Annotated in this window: 20 protein-coding genes; 16 read left to right on the top strand and 4 right to left on the bottom strand. The window is 74.8% G+C overall.

Going from position 1 to position 17,752, the window contains the following annotated elements:
• From E1300_RS37185 to E1300_RS37200, 4 genes are all read left to right on the top strand, one after another.
• On the top strand, window positions 1-1,104 hold a 1,104-nt coding region (locus tag E1300_RS37185), incomplete at its 5' end, for an MFS transporter (protein ID WP_131761813.1).
• A gap of 20 nt (window positions 1,105-1,124) precedes the next feature.
• Window positions 1,125-1,514 carry a cupin gene (locus E1300_RS37190; RefSeq protein WP_131761814.1) on the top strand — a complete coding sequence of 130 codons (390 nt, stop codon included), beginning with the start codon at window positions 1,125-1,127 and terminating at the stop codon, window positions 1,512-1,514.
• 149 nt (window positions 1,515-1,663) lie between these two features.
• The gene (locus E1300_RS37195) at window positions 1,664-3,043 is read left to right on the top strand and encodes a cytochrome P450 (protein ID WP_207400167.1); all 1,380 of its coding nucleotides are present in this window, start codon (window positions 1,664-1,666) and stop codon (window positions 3,041-3,043) included.
• 128 nt (window positions 3,044-3,171) lie between these two features.
• The gene (locus E1300_RS37200) at window positions 3,172-4,131 is read left to right on the top strand and encodes a terpene synthase family protein (RefSeq protein WP_131761815.1); all 960 of its coding nucleotides are present in this window, start codon (window positions 3,172-3,174) and stop codon (window positions 4,129-4,131) included.
• 13 nt (window positions 4,132-4,144) lie between these two features.
• On the opposite strand, the gene E1300_RS37205 is transcribed toward E1300_RS37200, so the two are convergent.
• A complete protein-coding gene (locus tag E1300_RS37205) occupies window positions 4,145-4,984 on the bottom strand; it encodes a DUF4253 domain-containing protein (protein ID WP_131761816.1) in 840 nt (279 codons plus the stop codon).
• 195 nt (window positions 4,985-5,179) lie between these two features.
• Here E1300_RS37205 and E1300_RS37210 point away from each other — a divergent pair, with 195 nt between their 5' ends.
• From E1300_RS37210 to E1300_RS37255, 10 genes are all read left to right on the top strand, one after another.
• Complete coding sequence (locus tag E1300_RS37210; RefSeq protein WP_131761817.1) at window positions 5,180-5,638, top strand: NUDIX hydrolase; 459 nt, start codon at window positions 5,180-5,182, stop codon at window positions 5,636-5,638.
• Window positions 5,639-5,752: 114 nt separating this feature from the next.
• Window positions 5,753-6,631 carry an alpha/beta hydrolase gene (locus E1300_RS37215; RefSeq protein ID WP_242619634.1) on the top strand — a complete coding sequence of 293 codons (879 nt, stop codon included), beginning with the start codon at window positions 5,753-5,755 and terminating at the stop codon, window positions 6,629-6,631.
• A 131-nt stretch (window positions 6,632-6,762) separates the two neighbouring features.
• On the top strand, window positions 6,763-8,199 hold the full coding sequence (locus E1300_RS37220; RefSeq protein ID WP_131761818.1) for a 2-hydroxymuconic semialdehyde dehydrogenase: 1,437 nt from the start codon (window positions 6,763-6,765) through the stop codon (window positions 8,197-8,199).
• A 10-nt stretch (window positions 8,200-8,209) separates the two neighbouring features.
• Complete coding sequence (locus tag E1300_RS37225; protein WP_131761819.1) at window positions 8,210-8,995, top strand: 2-keto-4-pentenoate hydratase; 786 nt, start codon at window positions 8,210-8,212, stop codon at window positions 8,993-8,995.
• A 22-nt stretch (window positions 8,996-9,017) separates the two neighbouring features.
• Complete coding sequence (locus E1300_RS37230; RefSeq protein ID WP_131761820.1) at window positions 9,018-9,764, top strand: 2-keto-4-pentenoate hydratase; 747 nt, start codon at window positions 9,018-9,020, stop codon at window positions 9,762-9,764.
• Entirely contained in the window at window positions 9,764-10,243 is a 480-nt protein-coding gene (locus E1300_RS37235; protein ID WP_131761821.1) for a RidA family protein, read from the top strand. Before E1300_RS37230 ends, E1300_RS37235 begins: the two co-directional genes overlap by 1 nt.
• The gene (locus tag E1300_RS37240) at window positions 10,240-10,812 is read left to right on the top strand and encodes a 3-hydroxyanthranilate 3,4-dioxygenase (RefSeq protein ID WP_207400169.1); all 573 of its coding nucleotides are present in this window, start codon (window positions 10,240-10,242) and stop codon (window positions 10,810-10,812) included. Before E1300_RS37235 ends, E1300_RS37240 begins: the two co-directional genes overlap by 4 nt.
• The gene (locus E1300_RS37245; RefSeq protein WP_242619635.1) at window positions 10,809-11,873 is read left to right on the top strand and encodes an amidohydrolase family protein; all 1,065 of its coding nucleotides are present in this window, start codon (window positions 10,809-10,811) and stop codon (window positions 11,871-11,873) included. The genes E1300_RS37240 and E1300_RS37245 overlap by 4 nt, the downstream gene beginning before the upstream one ends.
• Complete coding sequence (kynU, locus tag E1300_RS37250) at window positions 11,870-13,261, top strand: kynureninase (protein WP_131761822.1); 1,392 nt, start codon at window positions 11,870-11,872, stop codon at window positions 13,259-13,261. Before E1300_RS37245 ends, kynU begins: the two co-directional genes overlap by 4 nt.
• A gap of 184 nt (window positions 13,262-13,445) precedes the next feature.
• Window positions 13,446-13,649 (top strand): cold-shock protein, encoded by a 204-nt coding sequence (locus E1300_RS37255; RefSeq protein WP_131761823.1) that lies wholly within the window; start codon window positions 13,446-13,448, stop codon window positions 13,647-13,649.
• Here the strand turns inward: E1300_RS37255 and E1300_RS37260 are convergent.
• Entirely contained in the window at window positions 13,600-14,103 is a 504-nt protein-coding gene (locus E1300_RS37260) for a luciferase domain-containing protein (protein WP_131761824.1), read from the bottom strand. The genes E1300_RS37255 and E1300_RS37260 overlap by 50 nt on opposite strands.
• A gap of 194 nt (window positions 14,104-14,297) precedes the next feature.
• Entirely contained in the window at window positions 14,298-15,143 is an 846-nt protein-coding gene (locus tag E1300_RS37265) for an SDR family NAD(P)-dependent oxidoreductase (RefSeq protein WP_165503164.1), read from the bottom strand.
• A gap of 84 nt (window positions 15,144-15,227) precedes the next feature.
• Between E1300_RS37265 and E1300_RS37270 the strand changes: the two genes are divergently transcribed.
• Entirely contained in the window at window positions 15,228-16,082 is an 855-nt protein-coding gene (locus E1300_RS37270; RefSeq protein WP_165503165.1) for a helix-turn-helix transcriptional regulator, read from the top strand.
• An 11-nt stretch (window positions 16,083-16,093) separates the two neighbouring features.
• Here E1300_RS37270 and E1300_RS37275 read toward each other — a convergent pair whose 3' ends face one another.
• Window positions 16,094-17,287: an MFS transporter gene (locus E1300_RS37275; protein ID WP_131761827.1), complete on the bottom strand. Its 1,194-nt coding sequence runs from the start codon at window positions 17,285-17,287 to the stop codon at window positions 16,094-16,096.
• Window positions 17,288-17,360: 73 nt separating this feature from the next.
• Between E1300_RS37275 and E1300_RS37280 the strand changes: the two genes are divergently transcribed.
• Window positions 17,361-17,752 (top strand): MarR family transcriptional regulator (locus tag E1300_RS37280; protein WP_242619636.1); only part of this gene is annotated, 392 nt, incomplete at its 3' end.

Raw genomic sequence — 17,752 nt, forward strand, 5'->3', positions numbered from 1 at the left:
GGCGCGGCGGCGCTGGCCCCGGCCGCGCTGGCGCTGCTGGCGGCGACGTTCCCCGCGGGGCGCGCCCGGGTCCGGGCCTTCGGCGTCTGGAGCGCGACGAACGCCGCCGGAGGCGCCCTCGGCGTCCTGCTCGGCGGCGTGCTCACCGAGTACGCCGGCTGGCGCTGGGTGATGCTGGTGAACGTGCCCATGGCCGCCGGAGCGCTGGCCCTGGCCTGGCGCGGCGTCGCCGCCGGCCCGCCCCCGGCCCGTGCCGGGCGCCCGGACGTGCTCGGCGCCGTCCTGGCCACGGCGGGCATGACCCTGCTGGTGTTCGGCGTCGTCCGCACGGACCGGTACTCCTGGACGTCGCCGGTGACCGCGGCGACCCTGGCGGCCGCGGCCGTGCTGCTGGTCTCGTTCGTCCTCGTCGAGCGGACCACCGCCCGGGAGCCGCTGGTCCGGCTCGGCCTCCTGCGGAACCGCTCGGTCACCGGAGCGAACGCCTTCAACCTCCTGGGGGGCGCCGCCATGGCCTCGTCCTTCTACTTCATGTCCCTCTACCTCCAGCGCGTCCTCGGGAACGGTCCGGCGAAGACCGGCGTCGAGTTCCTGCCCTTCGCGCTCGGCGTGGTCGCCGGGTCGGTGCTCGCCGTCAAGCTCGGCTACCGCCTGTCCGCGCGGACCCTCCTGGTCCTCGGCGGGCTGCTGGCCGCGGCGGGCTTCGCCTGGTTCGGCCTGATCAGCGCGGACGGCGGCTACGCTACCGACGTCCTCGGCCCCTCGATCCTCGCCAGCGTCGGCTTCGGGCTGTGCCTCGCCCCGGTCGTGTCCACCGCCACGGCGGGCGTGGCGTCCCACGAGACCGGCACCGCCTCGGCGCTGCTGAACAGCTCGCGCCAGATCGGCGCCTCGCTCGGGCTCGCCGCGCTCGGCACCGCCGCGCAGCACCGCACCGGCGGCACCGCGACGCCCGAGAGCCTCAACGACGGCTACGCGCTCGGCCTGGGCCTCGGCGCCGCGCTGCTGCTCGCCGCCGTCCTCGTCGCCCTCGCCGTCCTGCCGCGGACGGGCCCGCCGGCACCGGCCGAACCGGCCGGCGCCCCGCTCCCCGTCCGGGACTGACCGGAGAAAGGAGTCCCGGCATGCCCGTCACCCCGATCGACCTCTTCTCCTCGCTGATCCACCTTCGCCAGGGCGGCCGGGTGCACGCCGGGCCGCAGGCGCCGGACCCCGACCGGGACGGGTGGCGGCTGACGGCCGTCCACGCGAAGACCGACGCCGACGTCCGCGGCGGCCACTGGGAGGTGAACACCGAGGCCGAGACGGTCGTGTCCTGCCTCATCGGGAAGTTCCGCCTCTACCTGCGCCCGGAGCGGCCGGACCAGGAGGGGGAGGAGGTCAGGCTCAGGGCCGGGACCGCCGCCATCGTCCCGCGCGGGCGCTGGCACCGCATCGAGCTCGACACCCCCAGCACCATCATGGCCGTCACGCTGCCGCGGGGGAGCCGCGTGGAGAGGCGCGCCGGCGGCTGAGCGCGCGGGCGCCGGCCGCCTCTCCCGCGTTGATGCCACCCCGACCCTTCCGTCCCGGTTGCGGATTGTTTTAATGTGATCACGTGGAGTGATCACGCCTGGTGGCGGCCGGACGCGCCGCCGCCCGGCCGTCCGAAGGAGGGGTGCCGATGGCACAAGCGACCGCACCGATGGAGACCGAGCAGCCCGTTCCGGCCGCGCCGGGAGCGCTGCCGGTCCTCGGCCACGCCCTGCCCCTGCTACGCGCTCCGCTCCGGTTCTTCACGTCCTTACCGGAGCTCGGCGAGCTGGTGCAGATCAAGCTCGGCCCGCAGCGCGCCTACGTGGTCTGCGACCCGGACCTCGCCCAGCAGATCCTGCGCAACGACCGCGTCTTCGACAAGGGCGGGCCGCTGTTCGACCGGCTCCGGGACACGCTCGGGAGCGGCCTGGCCACCTGCCCGCACCAGCAGCACCGGCGCCAGCGGCGGCTGGCCCAGCCCGCCTTCCACCGCAAGCGCCAGTCCGGCTACGCCGCGATCATGATCAAGGAGATCACCGCGGTCACCGGCTCCTGGCGGCAGGGCCAGACGGTCGACGTCATGGCCGCCATGCACGCGATGACCTCGACCGCGCTCGCGAAGACGATGTTCGCCGGCGCCTCGCTCTCCGAGACCGAGCACGCCGAGATCCTGGAGGACGTCTGCACGATCACGCGGTCGGCCACCCGGCGCATGCTGATGCCGCCCGCGGTGGCCCGGCTCCCCGTCCTCGGCAACCGCCGGTACGAGCGGGCGCGGGTCCGGCTGCGCCGGACGGTCAGCCGGATCATCACCGAGTACCGGGAGAGCGGCGTCGACCACGGCGACCTGCTGTCCACGCTGCTCGCCGCCGACGACCCCGAGGCGGGCGAGAGCGGCCGGACCCTGTCGGAGGACGAGCTGTTCGACACGGTCGTCACCATCTTCGTCGCGGGGTTCGGCACCACCGCCGCCCTGATCGCCTGGGCGCTCTACCTGGTCGGCGGCGACCCCGACATCGAGCGCAGGCTGCACGAGGAGGTCGACGCCGTGGTCACCGGCGCCGCCGCCTACGACGACCTGCCGGGGCTGGAGCTGACCCACCGGATCCTCTGGGAGGCGTCCCGGCTCTACCCGCCCGTCTGGCTGGTCACCCGCAAGACCGCGGGCGACGCGCGGCTCGGCGGCCACACCGTGCCCGCCGACAGCACCGTCATCCACTGCGCGTACCTGGTGCACCACCGGCCGGACCTGCACAGCGATCCCGAGCGCTTCGACCCGGACCGCTGGCGGGACCACTCGGTGGAGCAGCTCGGCCGCACCGGCGTGACCCCCTTCGGGGGCGGCGCCCGCAAGTGCATCGGGGACGTGTTCGCCCTCAACAACGCCGCCCTGGCGCTGGCCACCATCGCCGCGCACTGGCGCATGGAGCTCCCGTCGAAGGCGCGGGTGCGCCCGACGCCGGGCGCCACCCTGATACCGCACGGCCTGCACATGCGCGTCGTCCGCAGAAGCGCCGCCCGTCCCTGATACGGCCCGCCGGGCCCGCGCGCCGGCGCCGCCCCGCCGGCGCCGCCGCGCGGGACCGCCGGCGGTCCCGCCCGGTGCCCGGTCCCCGTTCCGGAGTATTCCTACCGACAACGTGAGGAGTGAGTGTCGTGACGCTCGAATCGACCATCCCCGTATTGGAGTTCCCCAACGAGTGCCCCGCGAGGATCAACGAGCACGCGGACGCCGTGTGCGACGAGTCGCTGGCGTGGACGCAGGCACACGACCTGCTCAACGCGGACAAGGTCGAGGAGTTCCGCCGCGTCAAGCTGGGCTACATCGCGGCCATGACCAACCCGCACCTGCCGCGGGAGTCGCTGCGGCTCGTCACGGACTGGTACTTCTGGCTGTACGCCATGGACGACGGGTACATCGACCTGGCCCGGCTGGGGGAGCCCTGCGCGCCGATCATCCAGATGTGCGCGCGGCTGTCGCGCGTCGCGGTCGATCCGGAGTTCCCGCTCGACGGCGCCGGCCGGGGGGCGAGCGCCCTGCGTGACCTGAGGCTCCGCATCGACGAGGCCGCGACGACCGTCCAGCTCAAGCGGTGGATCGACTCCGTCAACGCCTACCTGATGGGGCTCTCCTGGGAGGTCGCCAACCAGGAGACGCGGCAGTTCCCCGCGCTGGAGGAGTACGTCGCCATGCGCCGCCCCGCGTCCGGGACGTGGACGGCGCTCCTGCTCATGGACATCGCGGCCGGGTACGAGCTCGGGGTGCCGCAACTGGCCGACCGCCGGTTCCGCGAGCTGGTCGACATGGCGGTCGACCTCATCGGGCTGGACAACGACTTCTACTCCTACGCGAAGGAGCAGGCCGAGACCAGGGCGATGCACAACATCATCCGCGCGATCGCCGACCGGGAGCGGTGCACCCTCGACGAGGCGATGCTGCGCTACGTCGAGATCCACGACGACAGGACCCGGCGCCTCCTCGCGATCGAGGAGGAGATCGGCGGCGGCCTCACCGACGAGGGGCGCAGGTTCGTGCACGGCTGCAAGGACTGGGTCCGGGGGAACATCGAGTACTCCAGGAGCAGCGAGCGCTTCACCGCCTACCAGCTCCAGTGAGCGCCGCGCCGGATCAGTCCCACCAGAACGACCACGAGGTCTTGCCGCGGATGTCCTCGGCGTAGCCGGCCAGGGTGCCGGGGCCCTGGAAGAGGATGTCGGGGCAGAACGCCCAGTGCTCGGCGGCGACGTGCACCGCGTGGCGGGTGGTGACCGGCGGCGCGGCGACGCTGAGCTCCAGCGTGTTGAAGCCGAGCCCGACGACGCGGGCGCCGAAGCGGTCCTCCCAGCTCCGCAGCACGGCGGCGAGGGGCGCCGTCCACTCGTTGTGGTTGAGCGCCCCCTGCCAGCCGATCGCGGCGAGGGCGTCGGCGCCGCGGTCGACGGCCACGAGGCCGAGCGACGGCCCGCGGGCGCCGAGCGCGCGGGCGTACCGGTCGGCCATGGCGTCGGGGTCGTCGAGGAGGGTGCCGGCCGGGGCGGGGCCGGGGCAGTGCCGGCCGTAGGGGGCGAGGTCCTCGTGGTCGTCGTCGGCCGCCTGCTCCGCCCAGTCGGTCCACACCTCGTACATGAAGGCGTGCGGGACGTAGTTGTCGACCTCGGACACCGGCTCGGGCGCGATCTGCCCGGACGCCCAGGGCTGGTCGGTCTCGTCCAGCAGGAGCGGCCACAGCCCGGAGCGGGGATGCTCGGCCCGCAGCCGGCCCCACAGCTCGCCGTGGACGGGTTCGTCGCTGAGCCAGAACGCGGGGCGCATCAGGAGCTGCCGCTGCGGATAGCCCGGGTCGGGCCACACCACGTCGCCCTCGGGCAGCGGCACCGACAGCGTCCGCTCGACGGGGCCGGTGCCACTGTCGGCGAACAGCTGCGGCAGGTTGCCCGGCAGGAGGTGCCGGACCTCAAGGTCATCCATTTCACGCCGTTCCGGTGCAGAGCGCGCCAACGGGATCTTGGCACTCCGGAATGTTAACGGCGCCGGGGGCCGTCCGGGGGCGAGCCGCCGTCTTCGGTCACCCTGCGGGTGCGGGGGAGTTCGCTGCGAAGGCGGCCCGGGGCCGGGCGGGGTGCGCCATGATGGCGCGGGCGGACCGTCGAGCGGAGGTGGCCCATGCCCGAGGAGCCGGTGCCCGTGCGGCGCGCCGTCCGCGCCCTGCTGCTGGACGGCGGCTCCCTCGTCCTGCACCGGCGCACGGTGCCCGGCCGCCCCGTGTACTGGACGACGCCGGGCGGCGGGATCGAGCCTGCCGACGCGGACCCCGAGGCCGCGCTGCGGCGGGAGCTGGACGAGGAGCTCGGCGCCGTCGTCGGCCCGGTGCGCCAGGTCTTCGCGTGCGCGGAGCAGCGGCCCGACCGGCACCGCCTCAACACCTTCTACGTGTGCCGGCTGGTCTCGATGGACCTGTCCCGCCGGCACGGGCCCGAGTTCGGCGACGAGCGGCGGGGCCGCTACGACGTCGACCGGGTGCCCTGCACGCCCGCGGGCGTCGCGGCGGTCGACCTGATCCCGGAGATGCTGGCCGACTACCTGCGGTCGCACGCCGCCGACCTGCCCGGCCTCGTCCGCTGAGCGCCGCCGCCCGAGGGGGCGGGCATAGCGTGCCGGGCATAGGACGTGACCGGAGCGGTATTTGATCGCCCCGCGCGGTGGCGGAAGGCTGGGAGACGACCGGGAGGGGTGCGCGTGGAGACCGTCGACCTGAACGACTGGCCGGGCAGGGAGCTGAGCGACGAGGAGCTGGACGTCGCCTACAACGTGCGGCGCAAGGCCGGACCGGAGCTGTTCGACCGGCACATGGCCCGCTACCGGGCCATGTCCGCGGCGGCGGTCGACGGGCTGCCCGGCCGCCCGGGCCTCCGCTACGACGAGGCGAGCGGCGAGCGGCTGGACGTGTGGGGTATCGAGGAGGGCCGCCTCCGCCCGGTGTTCGTGTTCGTCCACGGCGGCTACTGGATGGCGCTGTCGCGGCACGAGTCGTCGTTCATGGCGCGGGCGCTGCACGAGCGCGGCGTCGCCACCGTCGTGCCCGACTACACGCTCGCCCCGGCGGCGACGCTGGAGGAGATCGTCCGGCAGGTGCGGGCGTCGGTCGCGTGGGTGCACCGGCACGGGCGCGGGCACGGGCTCGATCCGGACCGGATCGTGGTGGGCGGCAGCTCCGCCGGGGGGCACCTGACCGGCATGACGATGGTCGGCGGCTGGCAGGAGGACCTCGGCCTGCCCGCCGACGTGGTCAAGGCGGCGATGCCGTTCAGCGGCCTGTTCGACATCCGCCCGATCACCCGCGTCTACGTCAACGCGACGGTCGGGCTGGACGTGGCGCGCGCGGCGGCGCTGAGCCCCGCGCTGCTGCCCGCGGAGCGGCGCTGCCCGGCGGTCGTCGCCGTCGCCGAGCACGACGGCGACGGCTTCCTCCTCCAGTCGCGCCTGTTCCAGCGGCACTGGAACGCCGGCGACCTGATGGTCGTCCCGGACCGCGACCACTTCGACGTCGTCCTGGACCTGGCCGATCCGGACTCGGCCGTCAGCCGGGCACTGCTCGGCCTTTTCGCCACCCTCTGAGGCGTTTCCTTTGGGGCATAACCGTCCGGGTATAGCGGACGAGCAGTTTGGTATTTGCCTGGCATAGCTCGGCGGCGGAGGATCGCAAGTGCCGGCGGTCGCGCCCGGCACGGCGCGTCACGGAGGAGCGGATGAAGGCTGAGCACTACGTCGGGGGCACGTTCCGATCGGACGGACCGGCCTTCCCGCTCATCGCCCCCGCCGACGGGTCCGAGGCCGGCACGGTCCCCGAGGCCACCCGGGAGATCGTGGACGACGCCGTGACCGCGGCCCGCTCCGCCCTGGGCGGCGCCTGGGGCGCGGCTTCGGTGGAGGAGCGCGCCGCCGCGCTCCGCCGGATCGCCGACGGCATCGAGGCCCGGTTCGACGAGTTCGTGGACGCGGAGGTCCTCGACACCGGCAAGCCGCGCGACCTCGCCGCCACCGTCGACGTCCCGCGGGCCGTCGGCAACTTCCGCGCCTACGCGGACCTGCTGTACGGGCGGCCGGAGCGCGCCTACACCACCCGGGTTCCCGGCTGGAGCGGCGGGGCGGGCGAGGCCCTCAACTACACCGTCCGCCGCCCGCTCGGCGTCGTCGCGGTCATCTCGCCGTGGAACCTCCCGCTGCTGCTGCTCACCTGGAAGGTCGCGCCCGCGCTCGCCGCCGGGAACGCCGTCGTCGCCAAGCCGTCCGAGGAGACGCCCTCGACCGCGACCCTGCTGGCCCAGGTCGCGGACGCGGCGGGCCTGCCGCCCGGTGCCTTCAACCTCGTGCACGGGCACGGCGCGGGCGCGGCCGGGGAGTTCCTCACGGGGCATCCGGGGGTGGACGCGATCGCGTTCACCGGCGAGTCGGCGACCGGTGCGGCGATCATGCGCAACGCCGCCGACCATGTCACGCCGGTGTCGTTCGAGCTCGGCGGCAAGAACCCGGCGCTGGTGTTCGCCGACGCGGACCTGGAGGCGGCCGTGGAGGGCACGGTCCGCTCCACGTTCACCCATTCGGGGCAGATCTGCCTGTGCACCGAGCGCGTCTACGTGCAGCGGCCGATCTTCGACGAGTTCGTCGAGGCGCTGGGCGCACGGGCCCGCGCGCTGGACGGCTACGGCCCGATGATCTCGGCGGGACACCGCGACAAGGTGCTGTCGTACTACCGGCTGGCCCGCGAGGAGGGCGCGACGGTGGTCGCGGGCGGCGGCGCGCCGTCCTTCGGGGACGGCCGCGACGGCGGCTTCTACGTCGAGCCCACCGTGCTCACCGGCCTGCCCGAGACGGCCCGGACCGTCCGCGAGGAGATCTTCGGGCCGGTCTGCCACGTCGCGCCCTTCGACACCGAGGAGGAGGCGCTGCGGCTCGCCAACGACAGCCCCTACGGGCTGGCGTCCACCGTGTGGACGCAAGACCTGTCGAGGGCCCATCGGGTGGCGCCGCGCGTGGAGACCGGGATCGTCTGGGTGAACTGCTGGAACCTGCGCGACCTCCGTACCCCGTTCGGCGGCGTCAAGGCGTCCGGCATCGGGCGCGAGGGGGGAGAGTACTCCCTGGACTTCTTCTCCGAGCCCGTCAACGTCTGCATCCGGATCTGAGAGCGTGCCCGTGACCGACACACCCATCGCCCAAGCGGCAGAGCGCCTCCTGCGGGCGGCCGCCACCGGCGTCCCCTGCCCGCCCGTCCGCGACCTCATCGGCTCCGCCGAGGAGGCGTACGCGGTCCAGGACGTGCTGACCGAGCGCCGGCTCGGCGAGGGCGGCCGGCTCACCGGACGCAAGATCGGGCTGACCTCGCGGGCGGTGCAGGAGCAGCTCGGCGTGGACAGCCCCGACTTCGGGATGCTGTTCGCCGACATGGCCGTCCCGGACGGGGCGGAGATCCCCGCGGGCGCCGTGCTCCAGCCGCGCGCCGAGGCCGAGGTCGCGCTGGTGCTGGAGCACGACCTGCTCCACGAGCGGCACACCGTCGCCGACCTCATCCGCGCGACCGCGTTCGCGCTGCCCGCCATCGAGGTCGTCGGCAGCCGCGTCCGCGGCTGGGACATCACCCTCGCCGACACCGTCGCCGACAACGCCTCGTCCGGCCTGTACGTGCTGGGGAACCGCCCGGTGCGGCTCGCGGACGTCGATCTCCGGCTGTGCGGGATGGTGCTGGAGCGCCGCGGCGAGCAGCTGTCCACCGGCACCGGCGCGGCCTGCCTCGGGCATCCGCTGCACGCGGCGCTCTGGCTCGCCGACACCCTCGTCCGCGTCGGCCGGCCCCTGCGCGCCGGCGACACGGTGCTCACCGGCGCGCTCGGCCCCGTCGTCCCCGCCGCCCCCGGCGACGTCTTCGAGGCGCGCATCGAGGGGCTCGGCGACGTCCGCGCCGCCTTCGCGAAGGAGAACTGATGGAGCGGACGGGAGAGCGCGCATGAGCGTGGACGTGGAAGCCCTGGCGGCGACGCTGGACGGCGCCGCCCGCGAGGCCGCGGCGATCGCGCCGCTCACGGCGGCGGAGCCGTTCGACCTCGCCACCGCCTACGCCGTGCAGCGGGCGCTCGTCGGGCGCCGCACCCGGCGCGGGGAGCGGCTCGCGGGCGTGAAGATGGGCTTCACCAGCCGCGCGAAGATGGCGCAGATGGGCGTCGACGACGTCATCTGGGGCCTGCTCACGGACGCGATGGCGGCCGAGGGGTCCGTGGACGTGTCCGGGCTCATCCATCCGCGGATCGAACCGGAGATCGCCTACCTCATCGGCCGCGAGGTCCGCTCCGTCTCCGAGGTGGAGGCCGCCGTGACCGGGGTCGCGGTCGGCTACGAGGTGCTCGACTCCCGGTACCGCGACTTCAAGTTCACCCTCCCGGACGTCATCGCCGACAACGCCTCGGCGGCCCGGTTCGGGGTCGGGCCCTGGCACGCGCCCCGCGACGTGTCCAACGTGGGGCTGCTGATGGAGATCGACGGGCGGACCGCGCAGACCGGCTCGTCCGCGGCGATCCTCGGCGACCCGGCGCGGTCGCTGCGCGCCGCGGCCCGGCTCGCGCTCGGTGCCGGGATCGTCCTCGAACCCGGCTGGGTGGTGCTGGCGGGCGCCGCGACGGCGGCCGTCCCGCTGCCGAAGGACGCCCACGTGCGGGTCACCGGCGCCGGGCTCGGCAGCGTGGAGGTGACGACCTGATGGACGACGCGCTCACGGTCGCGGGCAAGGCGGCCCCGCGCGGCCGGTTCCCGCACGTCCGGCGCGCCGGGGACCTGCTGTTCGTGTCCGGGACGAGCTCGCGCCGCCCGGACGGGACGTTCGCCGGGGCGAGCGCCGACGCGATGGGCGTCACCGACCTCGACATCCGCGAGCAGACCCGCGCCGTCATCGAGAACGTCCGCGACCTCCTGGAGGCCGCCGGGGGAGGGCTCCGGGACGTCGTCAGCGTGACCGCCTACCTGGTGAGCATGAACGACTTCGGCGGGTACAACGAGGTCTACGGCGAGTACTTCGACGAGTCCGGCCCCGCGCGCACCACCGTCGCGGTCCACCAGCTCCCGCACCCGCACCTGCTCATCGAGATGTCGTGCGTGGCCCACATCCCCGGCGGCCGCGAGCCCGCCGGCCGGACGGCGGAAACAGACACGGCGGAAACAGACGAGGAGGCCCGGCCATGACCCTGCCGCAGCTGACCTTCGGGCGGCCGTTCAACTTCGAGGCCTGGATCGAGGAGCACCGCGACCTGCTCAGGCCGCCGGTCGGCAACGTCCAGGTCTTCGACGACGCCGGCCTGATCATCATGGTGGTCGGCGGCCCGAACCAGCGCACCGACTTCCACGACGACCCGACGGAGGAGTTCTTCTACCAGCTCAAGGGCAACATGGTGCTCCGCGTGATGGAGGAGGAGGGCCGCCCGCCCGCCGACGTCCAGATCAACGAGGGCGACGTGTTCCTGCTGCCGCCGCACGTCCGGCACTCGCCGCAGCGCCCCGAGGAGGGCTCGATCGGCCTCGTCGTGGAGATCCCGCGGCCGGAGGGCATGCGGGAGGCGTTCGAGTGGTACTGCACCGAGTGCCACCACCTGGTGCACCGCGCCGAGCTCCAGGTCCACTCGATCGTGGCCGACCTCCCGCCGGTCTTCGAGCGCTTCTACGGCGGCGACCGCAAGTGCCCGTCCTGCGGAGCCGTCCACCCCGGGAAGCGGTGGCCGGACGGCATGGTCCCGTCCACGGTGCCCCGCGCGTGACCGGGGGACCCGTGACCGTCATCGACGTCCACTCCCACGTCTTCCCCCGCTTCTCCCGCGCCGAGGGCAGGACGCTCGCCGGCGCGGGCGAGCCGTGGCTGCGCGTCGGCGGCGACGGCACCGGCATGATGATGAGCGGGGACGAGGAGTACCGGCCGGTCGAGCAGGGCCTCTGGGACCCGGAGCGCCGGCTGGCCGACATGGACGCCGCCGGGGTCGGCGTGCAGGCCGTCTCGTCCACGCCGCTGATGTTCGGGTACGCCGCCGAGCCGGCCCGCGCCGCCGACTGGTGCGACCTCGTGAACGAGCGCGTCCTCGCCTTCTGCGCGGGCGCGCCGGACCGGCTCCTGCCGCTCTGCCAGGTCCCGCTCCAGGACCCGGAGCTGGCGTGCGCGGTGGCGGCCCGGGCGGCGGCGGACGGGCACCGCGGCGTCCACATCGGCAACCACGTCGGCGACCGGAACCTGGACGATCCGGGCATCACCGGGTTCCTGGCCCACTGCGCGGAGATCGGCCTGCCCGTCCTGGTCCACCCGTGGGACATGCTCGGCGCCGACCGGATGCGGGGGCACATGCTCCCGTGGCTCTCCGGAATGCCCGCGGAGACGCAGCTCAGCATCCTCGGGCTCATGCTGTCGGGCGCGTTCGAGCGGATCCCGGAGTCGCTGCGGCTGTGCTTCTGCCACGGCGGAGGCAGCTTCGCGTTCCTCCTGGGACGGGCGGACAACGCCTGGCACAACCGCGACATCGTTCGCGCCGACTCCCCGCGCCCTCCGTCGGAGTACACCGGGCGGTTCTTCGTAGACTCCGCCGTGTTCGACCCGCGCGCGCTCCGGCTGCTCATCGACGTGATGGGCGTCGAGCGGGTGATGCTCGGCACCGACTACCCGTTCCCGCTCGGGGAGAAGGAGCCGGGGGCGGCGATCCGGGCCTGCCCCGGCCTGGACGACGCCGGACGCGCCCTCCTGCTCGGCGGCAACGCGGAGGCGTTCTTCGCCGTCCCGCCCGCCGGGGACCCAGCGGGCATCGCCCCGATCCTCGCCGAAGGAAGGACCACGTGAGCCTCGCCGACCGCACCGACCAGGAGATCGCCCGCAGGGAGGAGGAGGCGCGGCGGCTCGACGCGGACGACCCGCTGCCCACGCTGCGGAGCGAGTTCCTCGTCCCGCCGGCGCCCGGCGGGCGGTACCCGGAGGCGGCCTACTTCGCCGGCAACTCCCTCGGGCTCCAGCCGCGCTCCGTCGCGGGCGTCCTGCGGGAGGAACTGGACGACTGGGCGCGGCTGGCCGTCGAGGGGCACACCCAGGCCCGTCGGCCCTGGGTCGACTACCACGAGCTGCTCCGCGAACCCGCCGCGCGCCTCGTCGGCGCCCGGCCGCACGAGGTCGTGGCGATGAACTCGCTCACGGTCAACCTGCACCTGATGATGGCGAGCTTCTACCGGCCCGCCGGACGCCGCACCCGCATCGTCATCGAGGACTCGGCGTTCCCGTCCGACTCCTACGCCGTCGCCAGCCAGGCCGTCCAGCACGGGCTCGACCCGGCCGAGACCGTCGTGCGGCTCAGGCCGCGGCCGGGCGAGGACATCCTGCGCACCGAGGACGTCGTGGGCTTCCTCGAACGGGAGGGCGGCACCGTGGCGCTGCTCCTGCTCGGCGGCGTCAACTACCTGACCGGGCAGCTCATGGACATGGCGGAGATCACACGAGCGGGCCGCGCGGCCGGCGCCGCCGTCGGCTGGGACCTCGCGCACGCCGCCGGCAACGTCCCGCTCCGCCTGCACGACTGGGACGTCGACTTCGCCGCCTGGTGCACCTACAAGTACCTCAACGCGGGCCCAGGCGCCGTCGCCGGATGCTTCGTCCACGAGCGGCACGTCCGGGACGCCTCGCTGCCGAGGCTGGCGGGCTGGTGGGGGACCGAGCCGTCCGTCCGCTTCCGCATGGACCCCGAGATCGCCCCGCCGCCCTCCGCCGACGCCTGGCAGCTCTCGAACCCGCCGATCCTCGCCCTCGCGCCCGTGCTCGCGTCCCTGGAGATCTTCGACCGGGTCGGGATGGACGCGCTGCGCGCCCGGAGCGAGCGCCTGACCGGCTACCTCGCGGCCCGGCTCGCGCGCGTCCCCGGCGCCGAGGTGATCACCCCGGCCGACCCGGCGGCCCGCGGCAGCCAGCTCTCCCTGCGGGTCGCGGACGCCGGGGGCCTCGTGCGCGACCTGGCCGCGGCGCACGGCGTGATCGCCGACGCCCGCGAGCCCGACGTCGTCCGGCTCGCGCCCGTCCCGCTGTACTGCACCTTCCACGACTGCCACCGCGCGGCCGAGGCCCTCGCCGACCTGACGGGCGACCGGGCGCAGCGGACCCGGTCCGGCGGGGCGGAGGCGGGGCCCGGCCCGTCCGGTTCCGGTGTGTCGGTACCCGCGAACGCTCGTGATGGGGTAGGTTCGTAGTGTTGCAGGAAGGCACGCACGCAATAGCAGTCTCGAACGTTTGCAGTAAGAAACGCCCGCAGAAGTTCTTGACGACGGGCGTTCTCCGTTTCCCCGGGTGATCCGGCGGACGTGAGATGAGTCCGCAATGCAGCCCCTGCCGCCGACCGGCGGCGGGTGAGGCCTCACCCAGAGGAGAAGGAACATGGCTGAAGGCACCGTGAAGTGGTTCAACGCCGAAAAGGGCTTCGGCTTCATCGCCCCCGACGGCGGCGGCCCGGACGTGTTCGTCCACTACTCGGCGATCAGCAGCAGCGGCTACCGCAGCCTGGACGAGAACCAGCGCGTGGGCTTCGAGATCACGCAGGGCCAGAAGGGCCCGCAGGCCGAGGGCGTCTACCCGCTCTAGGCTTCGAGGCACGTCCCCTCGCCCCGGCACCCGCACCGCGGAGGCCGGGGCGTTCGGCTCTCCCGGGCCGCCGCGGCGCGGCGACCGCGCACGGCGCGATCCGCGTCCCGGCCCGCGCCGGACCGGCGGCCGCCTTGATCGCGACGCTGGCCAGCGACACCGCCATCGCCACGTCGGAGTCGGTGTCGAGGCGGACCGCGACCCAGTCGCCGCCGGGCCGGATCGACACCCGCCCCGACTCGCGGAGCGCCCCGCCCAGCCGGTCGACGACCGGCCGGGTCAGGCACAGCTCCGCCTCGTCCCCGCCGTGCAGATGGATGATCTGGCTGCCCCCGGCGGACAGGGCGACGCCCACCCCGCAGTCGGCGCGGACGACCGACATGCCCGGCCAGCCCCGCAGCCGCGCCATGACGCGCCCCGCGTTGGACGTGGTGCCACTCCCACCAGTAGCCACACGCCAATCGTGGCCCCCGGGCGACGTCCGGCGGAACCTGCCGTGCCGAAATCGTTACGGCCCGGGAACCGGGCGGACGCGGCACAGGTGGCGTGCGGAGCGAACGCGACCGCCGCCAGGCACCCACCGGACGTACTCCCCGGGGATGGCTACCTCCGGGACGGCTACCTCCGGGACGGCTACCCCTCGGACGGTTACGCGCCGTACGTCGCGGCGTCGATGCCGACCGCGCGCAGCACGATGCGGTCGCGGGTGTGGCCGGGCAGTTTCGCGAGCGCCGCCAGCGTCCGCGCGTCCCGGCCGACGAGGTAGCGGGGCGACGGCCGCCGCGCCTCCAGCGCCCTGACGATGGCCCTCACCACCCCCTCCACCGGCCCCGGCCTGCTCCGGGCGCCGAACTCGCCGACCTTCGCGGTGACCCCCGCGTAGAGGCGCTGCGCGTCCGCGTCGCCGCGCCACCCGGCCGCCGTGCGCGCCGTGCCCGCCTTCTCGAAGATCTCCGTCGCCAGCAGGCCCGGCTCGATCACGCAGACCCGGACGCCGAGCGGGCGCAGCTCCGCGCGCAGGGCCTCGGTGACCGAGGCCAGCGCCGCCTTCGACGCGGCGACCGGCCCGAACGCCGGCCCGCTCATCCGGGCGCTGGCCGCGCCGATGTTGACGATCCGGCCGCGCGCCGCCCGGACCATCGGCAGCACGGCCTGCGTCATCGCGACCTGGCCCAGCACGTTGACGTCGAACTGGCGGCGCCACTCGTCCAGCCGCACCAGCTCGACGGGCCCGTCGACGACCACCCCGGCGTTGTTGACGAGCGCGTCAAGGCGGCCGCCCGTGCGCGCCGCGATCTCCCCGGCGGCCGCCTCGACGGTCTCCTCGTCGACCAGGTCGACGGTCAGCGGGTGGACGCCGCCGGGCAGCGCCGCGGCGTCCGAGGCCCGGCGGACGCCGGCGAACACCTCCCACCCGAGGTCGTGCAGCCGCCGGACGGCCGCGCTCCCGACGCCTCCGGCGGCGCCCGTGATCAGAACGGTTCGTGTGCTCATGGGCCCATGCTGGGTGGGCGCGGCGGCCGGGACCAGACTAGTGTTAACGGTATTAACCGCAGTGACAGGCATGCGCGGAGCGAGGTGACCGTCCTGTCCGCACCCGCGATCGAGACGAGGCGAGCGCAGACGCGGCGCAGGGAGCTGGGCGGCTTCCTGCGCTCCCGGCGGCACCGGCTGGCGCCGGCGGACGCGGGCATCGTCCCCGGCCCGCGGCGCCGCACCCCCGGCCTGCGGCGCGAGGAGGTCGCGGCCGTCGCCGGGGTGAGCCTCACCTGGTACACGTGGCTGGAGCAGGGCCGCGTCGGCGGCGTGTCGCGGCAGGTCCTCGACAGCCTCGCCCGGGCCCTCCGGCTCGGCCCGGACGAGCACCGGCACCTGCTGGAGCTCGCGGGCGAGCCGGCCGCGGAGCCGCGCGCCCCCGCGGGTGCGAGCCGCGAGGTCCGCGACCTGCTGGCGATGGTCGAGCCCAACCTCGCCCACGTGGTCACCCGCTGCTTCGACCTGGTCGCCTGGAACGCCCCGGTGGAGGCCCTGTTCCGCGGCATGCCCGAGTGGCCCGTCCCGGACGATCCGAACGTCGTCCGGATGATGTTCGACGTCCCGGGGATGCGCGCCCTCTACCCCGACTGGGAGGCCGAGGCGCGATGGCTGACGGCGCTGCTGCGCAACGAGGCGGGCCGGCAGGCGGGCAACCCGCGGTTCCAGCGGCTCGTGGACGGGCTGAACGCGACGAGCCCGGAGTTCCGGGAGTACTGGTCCTCCCATGACCTCACGCCGTTCACCCCGTCCGAGCGCCGGTTCCGCCACCCGGTCCTCGGTGAGGTCACGCTGCGGTACATGAAGCTGAACGTGGAGAGCGACCCCGACCAGAGCGTCATCGTGCACTACGCCCCGCCGGCCAGTGCCGCCGCGGCGGCCCTCGCCCGGCTGCGCTGAACGCCTCCGGCCTACCCGGGCGCCGTGCTCGGTGCGGATTCGGCGGGGGAGGGGTCGGCGGGGGCGGCATCGAGAGCTCCGGGCTCGCGCGGGCGCAGGGCGCCGGCGGCGGCGATCGTGCCGGCGGCCACGCACGTGATCAGGGCGAAGGCCGCCGGATAGGAGAGGGCGCCGGCCGTCCAGCCGGTGACGGCGGGCGCGGTCAGCCCCGACAGGTACGTGATCGTCGCCACGCCCGCGACGCCCTCGCCCGGTGTCGGCCCGGCGTCGCCCGCGGCCGTGAACACCAGCGGCACGACCGTGGCGACGCCGATGCCGAGCAGGGCGAACCCGGCGATGCCGAGCGCCGGGGTGCGGGCGGCCACGACGAGCGCGCCCCCTGCGGTGGCCACCGCGCCGCTGACTCGGACGGTCGCCACCGTCCCGAGGCGGCGGACGAGCCGGTCGCCGGCGAGCCTGGTCGCGGCCATGCAGAGGACGAAGCACGTGTACCCGGCGGCGGCCGCGCCGGGGCCCGCGCCGGTGACCTTGGTCATGTAGACGGCGGCCCAGTCGGTGCTCGCGCCCTCGGCGAACATCGCGCAGAAGCCGACGAGGCCGATGGCGAGGACGGCCCGGCCGGGGAGGGCGAAGCGGCGCGGGGTCCGCGCGCCGGGCTCGGTCCGCTGGGGGAGCAGGTCGCGTCCGGCGACGGCGCCCGCCGCGACGAGCAGCGGCGCGACGATACCGAGGTGCAGCCGCGCGTCGACCCCGGCGTGCGCCACGAGCGCCCCGACGGCTCCGGCGGCGAGGCTGCCCACGCACCAGACGCCGTGCAGGCCGGACATGATCGGGCGGCCGAGGCGCCGTTCGAGGGCGATCGCGTTGGCGTTCATGACGACGTCGCTCATCCCGGCGCTCGCGCCGAACAGCAGCATCGCCGCGAACAGGACGGCGGGCGACGGCGCCAGCGGCGGCAGCGCGAGGACCCCGCACCACAGGGCGAGCAGGAGGCGGGTGGCCGCGCGGCCGCCGATGCGGTGCGCCAGCCGGCTCGCGGTCGGCATGCCGACGAAGGCGCCGACGGACGGGCAGAGCAGGGCGAGGCCGAGGACCGCCGGGCCGAGGCCGAGGCGGTCCTGGATCCACGGGACGCGCGTGGCGAACGTCCCGGCGACGGCTCCGTGGAGGGCGAAGACGGCGCCGATCGCGCGGTGCTGGTTCATGTTCCGTTAAATTAACAGGCAGGCTTCCTGATGAAAAGAGGGAAAGCGGGGCCGCCCTGGTTGAATGGGGCCCGTGAAGACCGCGACCCCCACGCTGGCCAGGGCGATCAACGACCGGCTGGCGCTCGACCTCCTCCTGGAGCGGGGCCCGCTGACCGCCCCGCAGCTGCGCGCGCTGACCGGGCTGTCCCGGCCGACCGTGTCCGACCTCATCGAGCGGCTGCGCGCCGACGGGCTGATCGAGGTGACCGGGGAGACCGGCGGCGACCGGCGCGGCCCGAACGCGCGGCTCTACGGGCTCGTGGCCGGGCGCGCCCACGTCGCCGGGGTGGACGTGCGGCGCAGCGCCGTCCACGCGACCGTCGCCGACATCGCGGGCGCGCCCGCGGGGTCGGCGTCGCGCCCGCTGGGGGAGTCGCCCGACCTGGTCGCGCTCGCCTCCGCGGCGGTCGCGGAGGCCGCCGG

Origin of the sequence: Actinomadura fibrosa (genome assembly GCF_900659615.1) — a bacterium.
Lineage (GTDB): Bacteria > Actinomycetota > Actinomycetes > Streptosporangiales > Streptosporangiaceae > Spirillospora > Spirillospora fibrosa.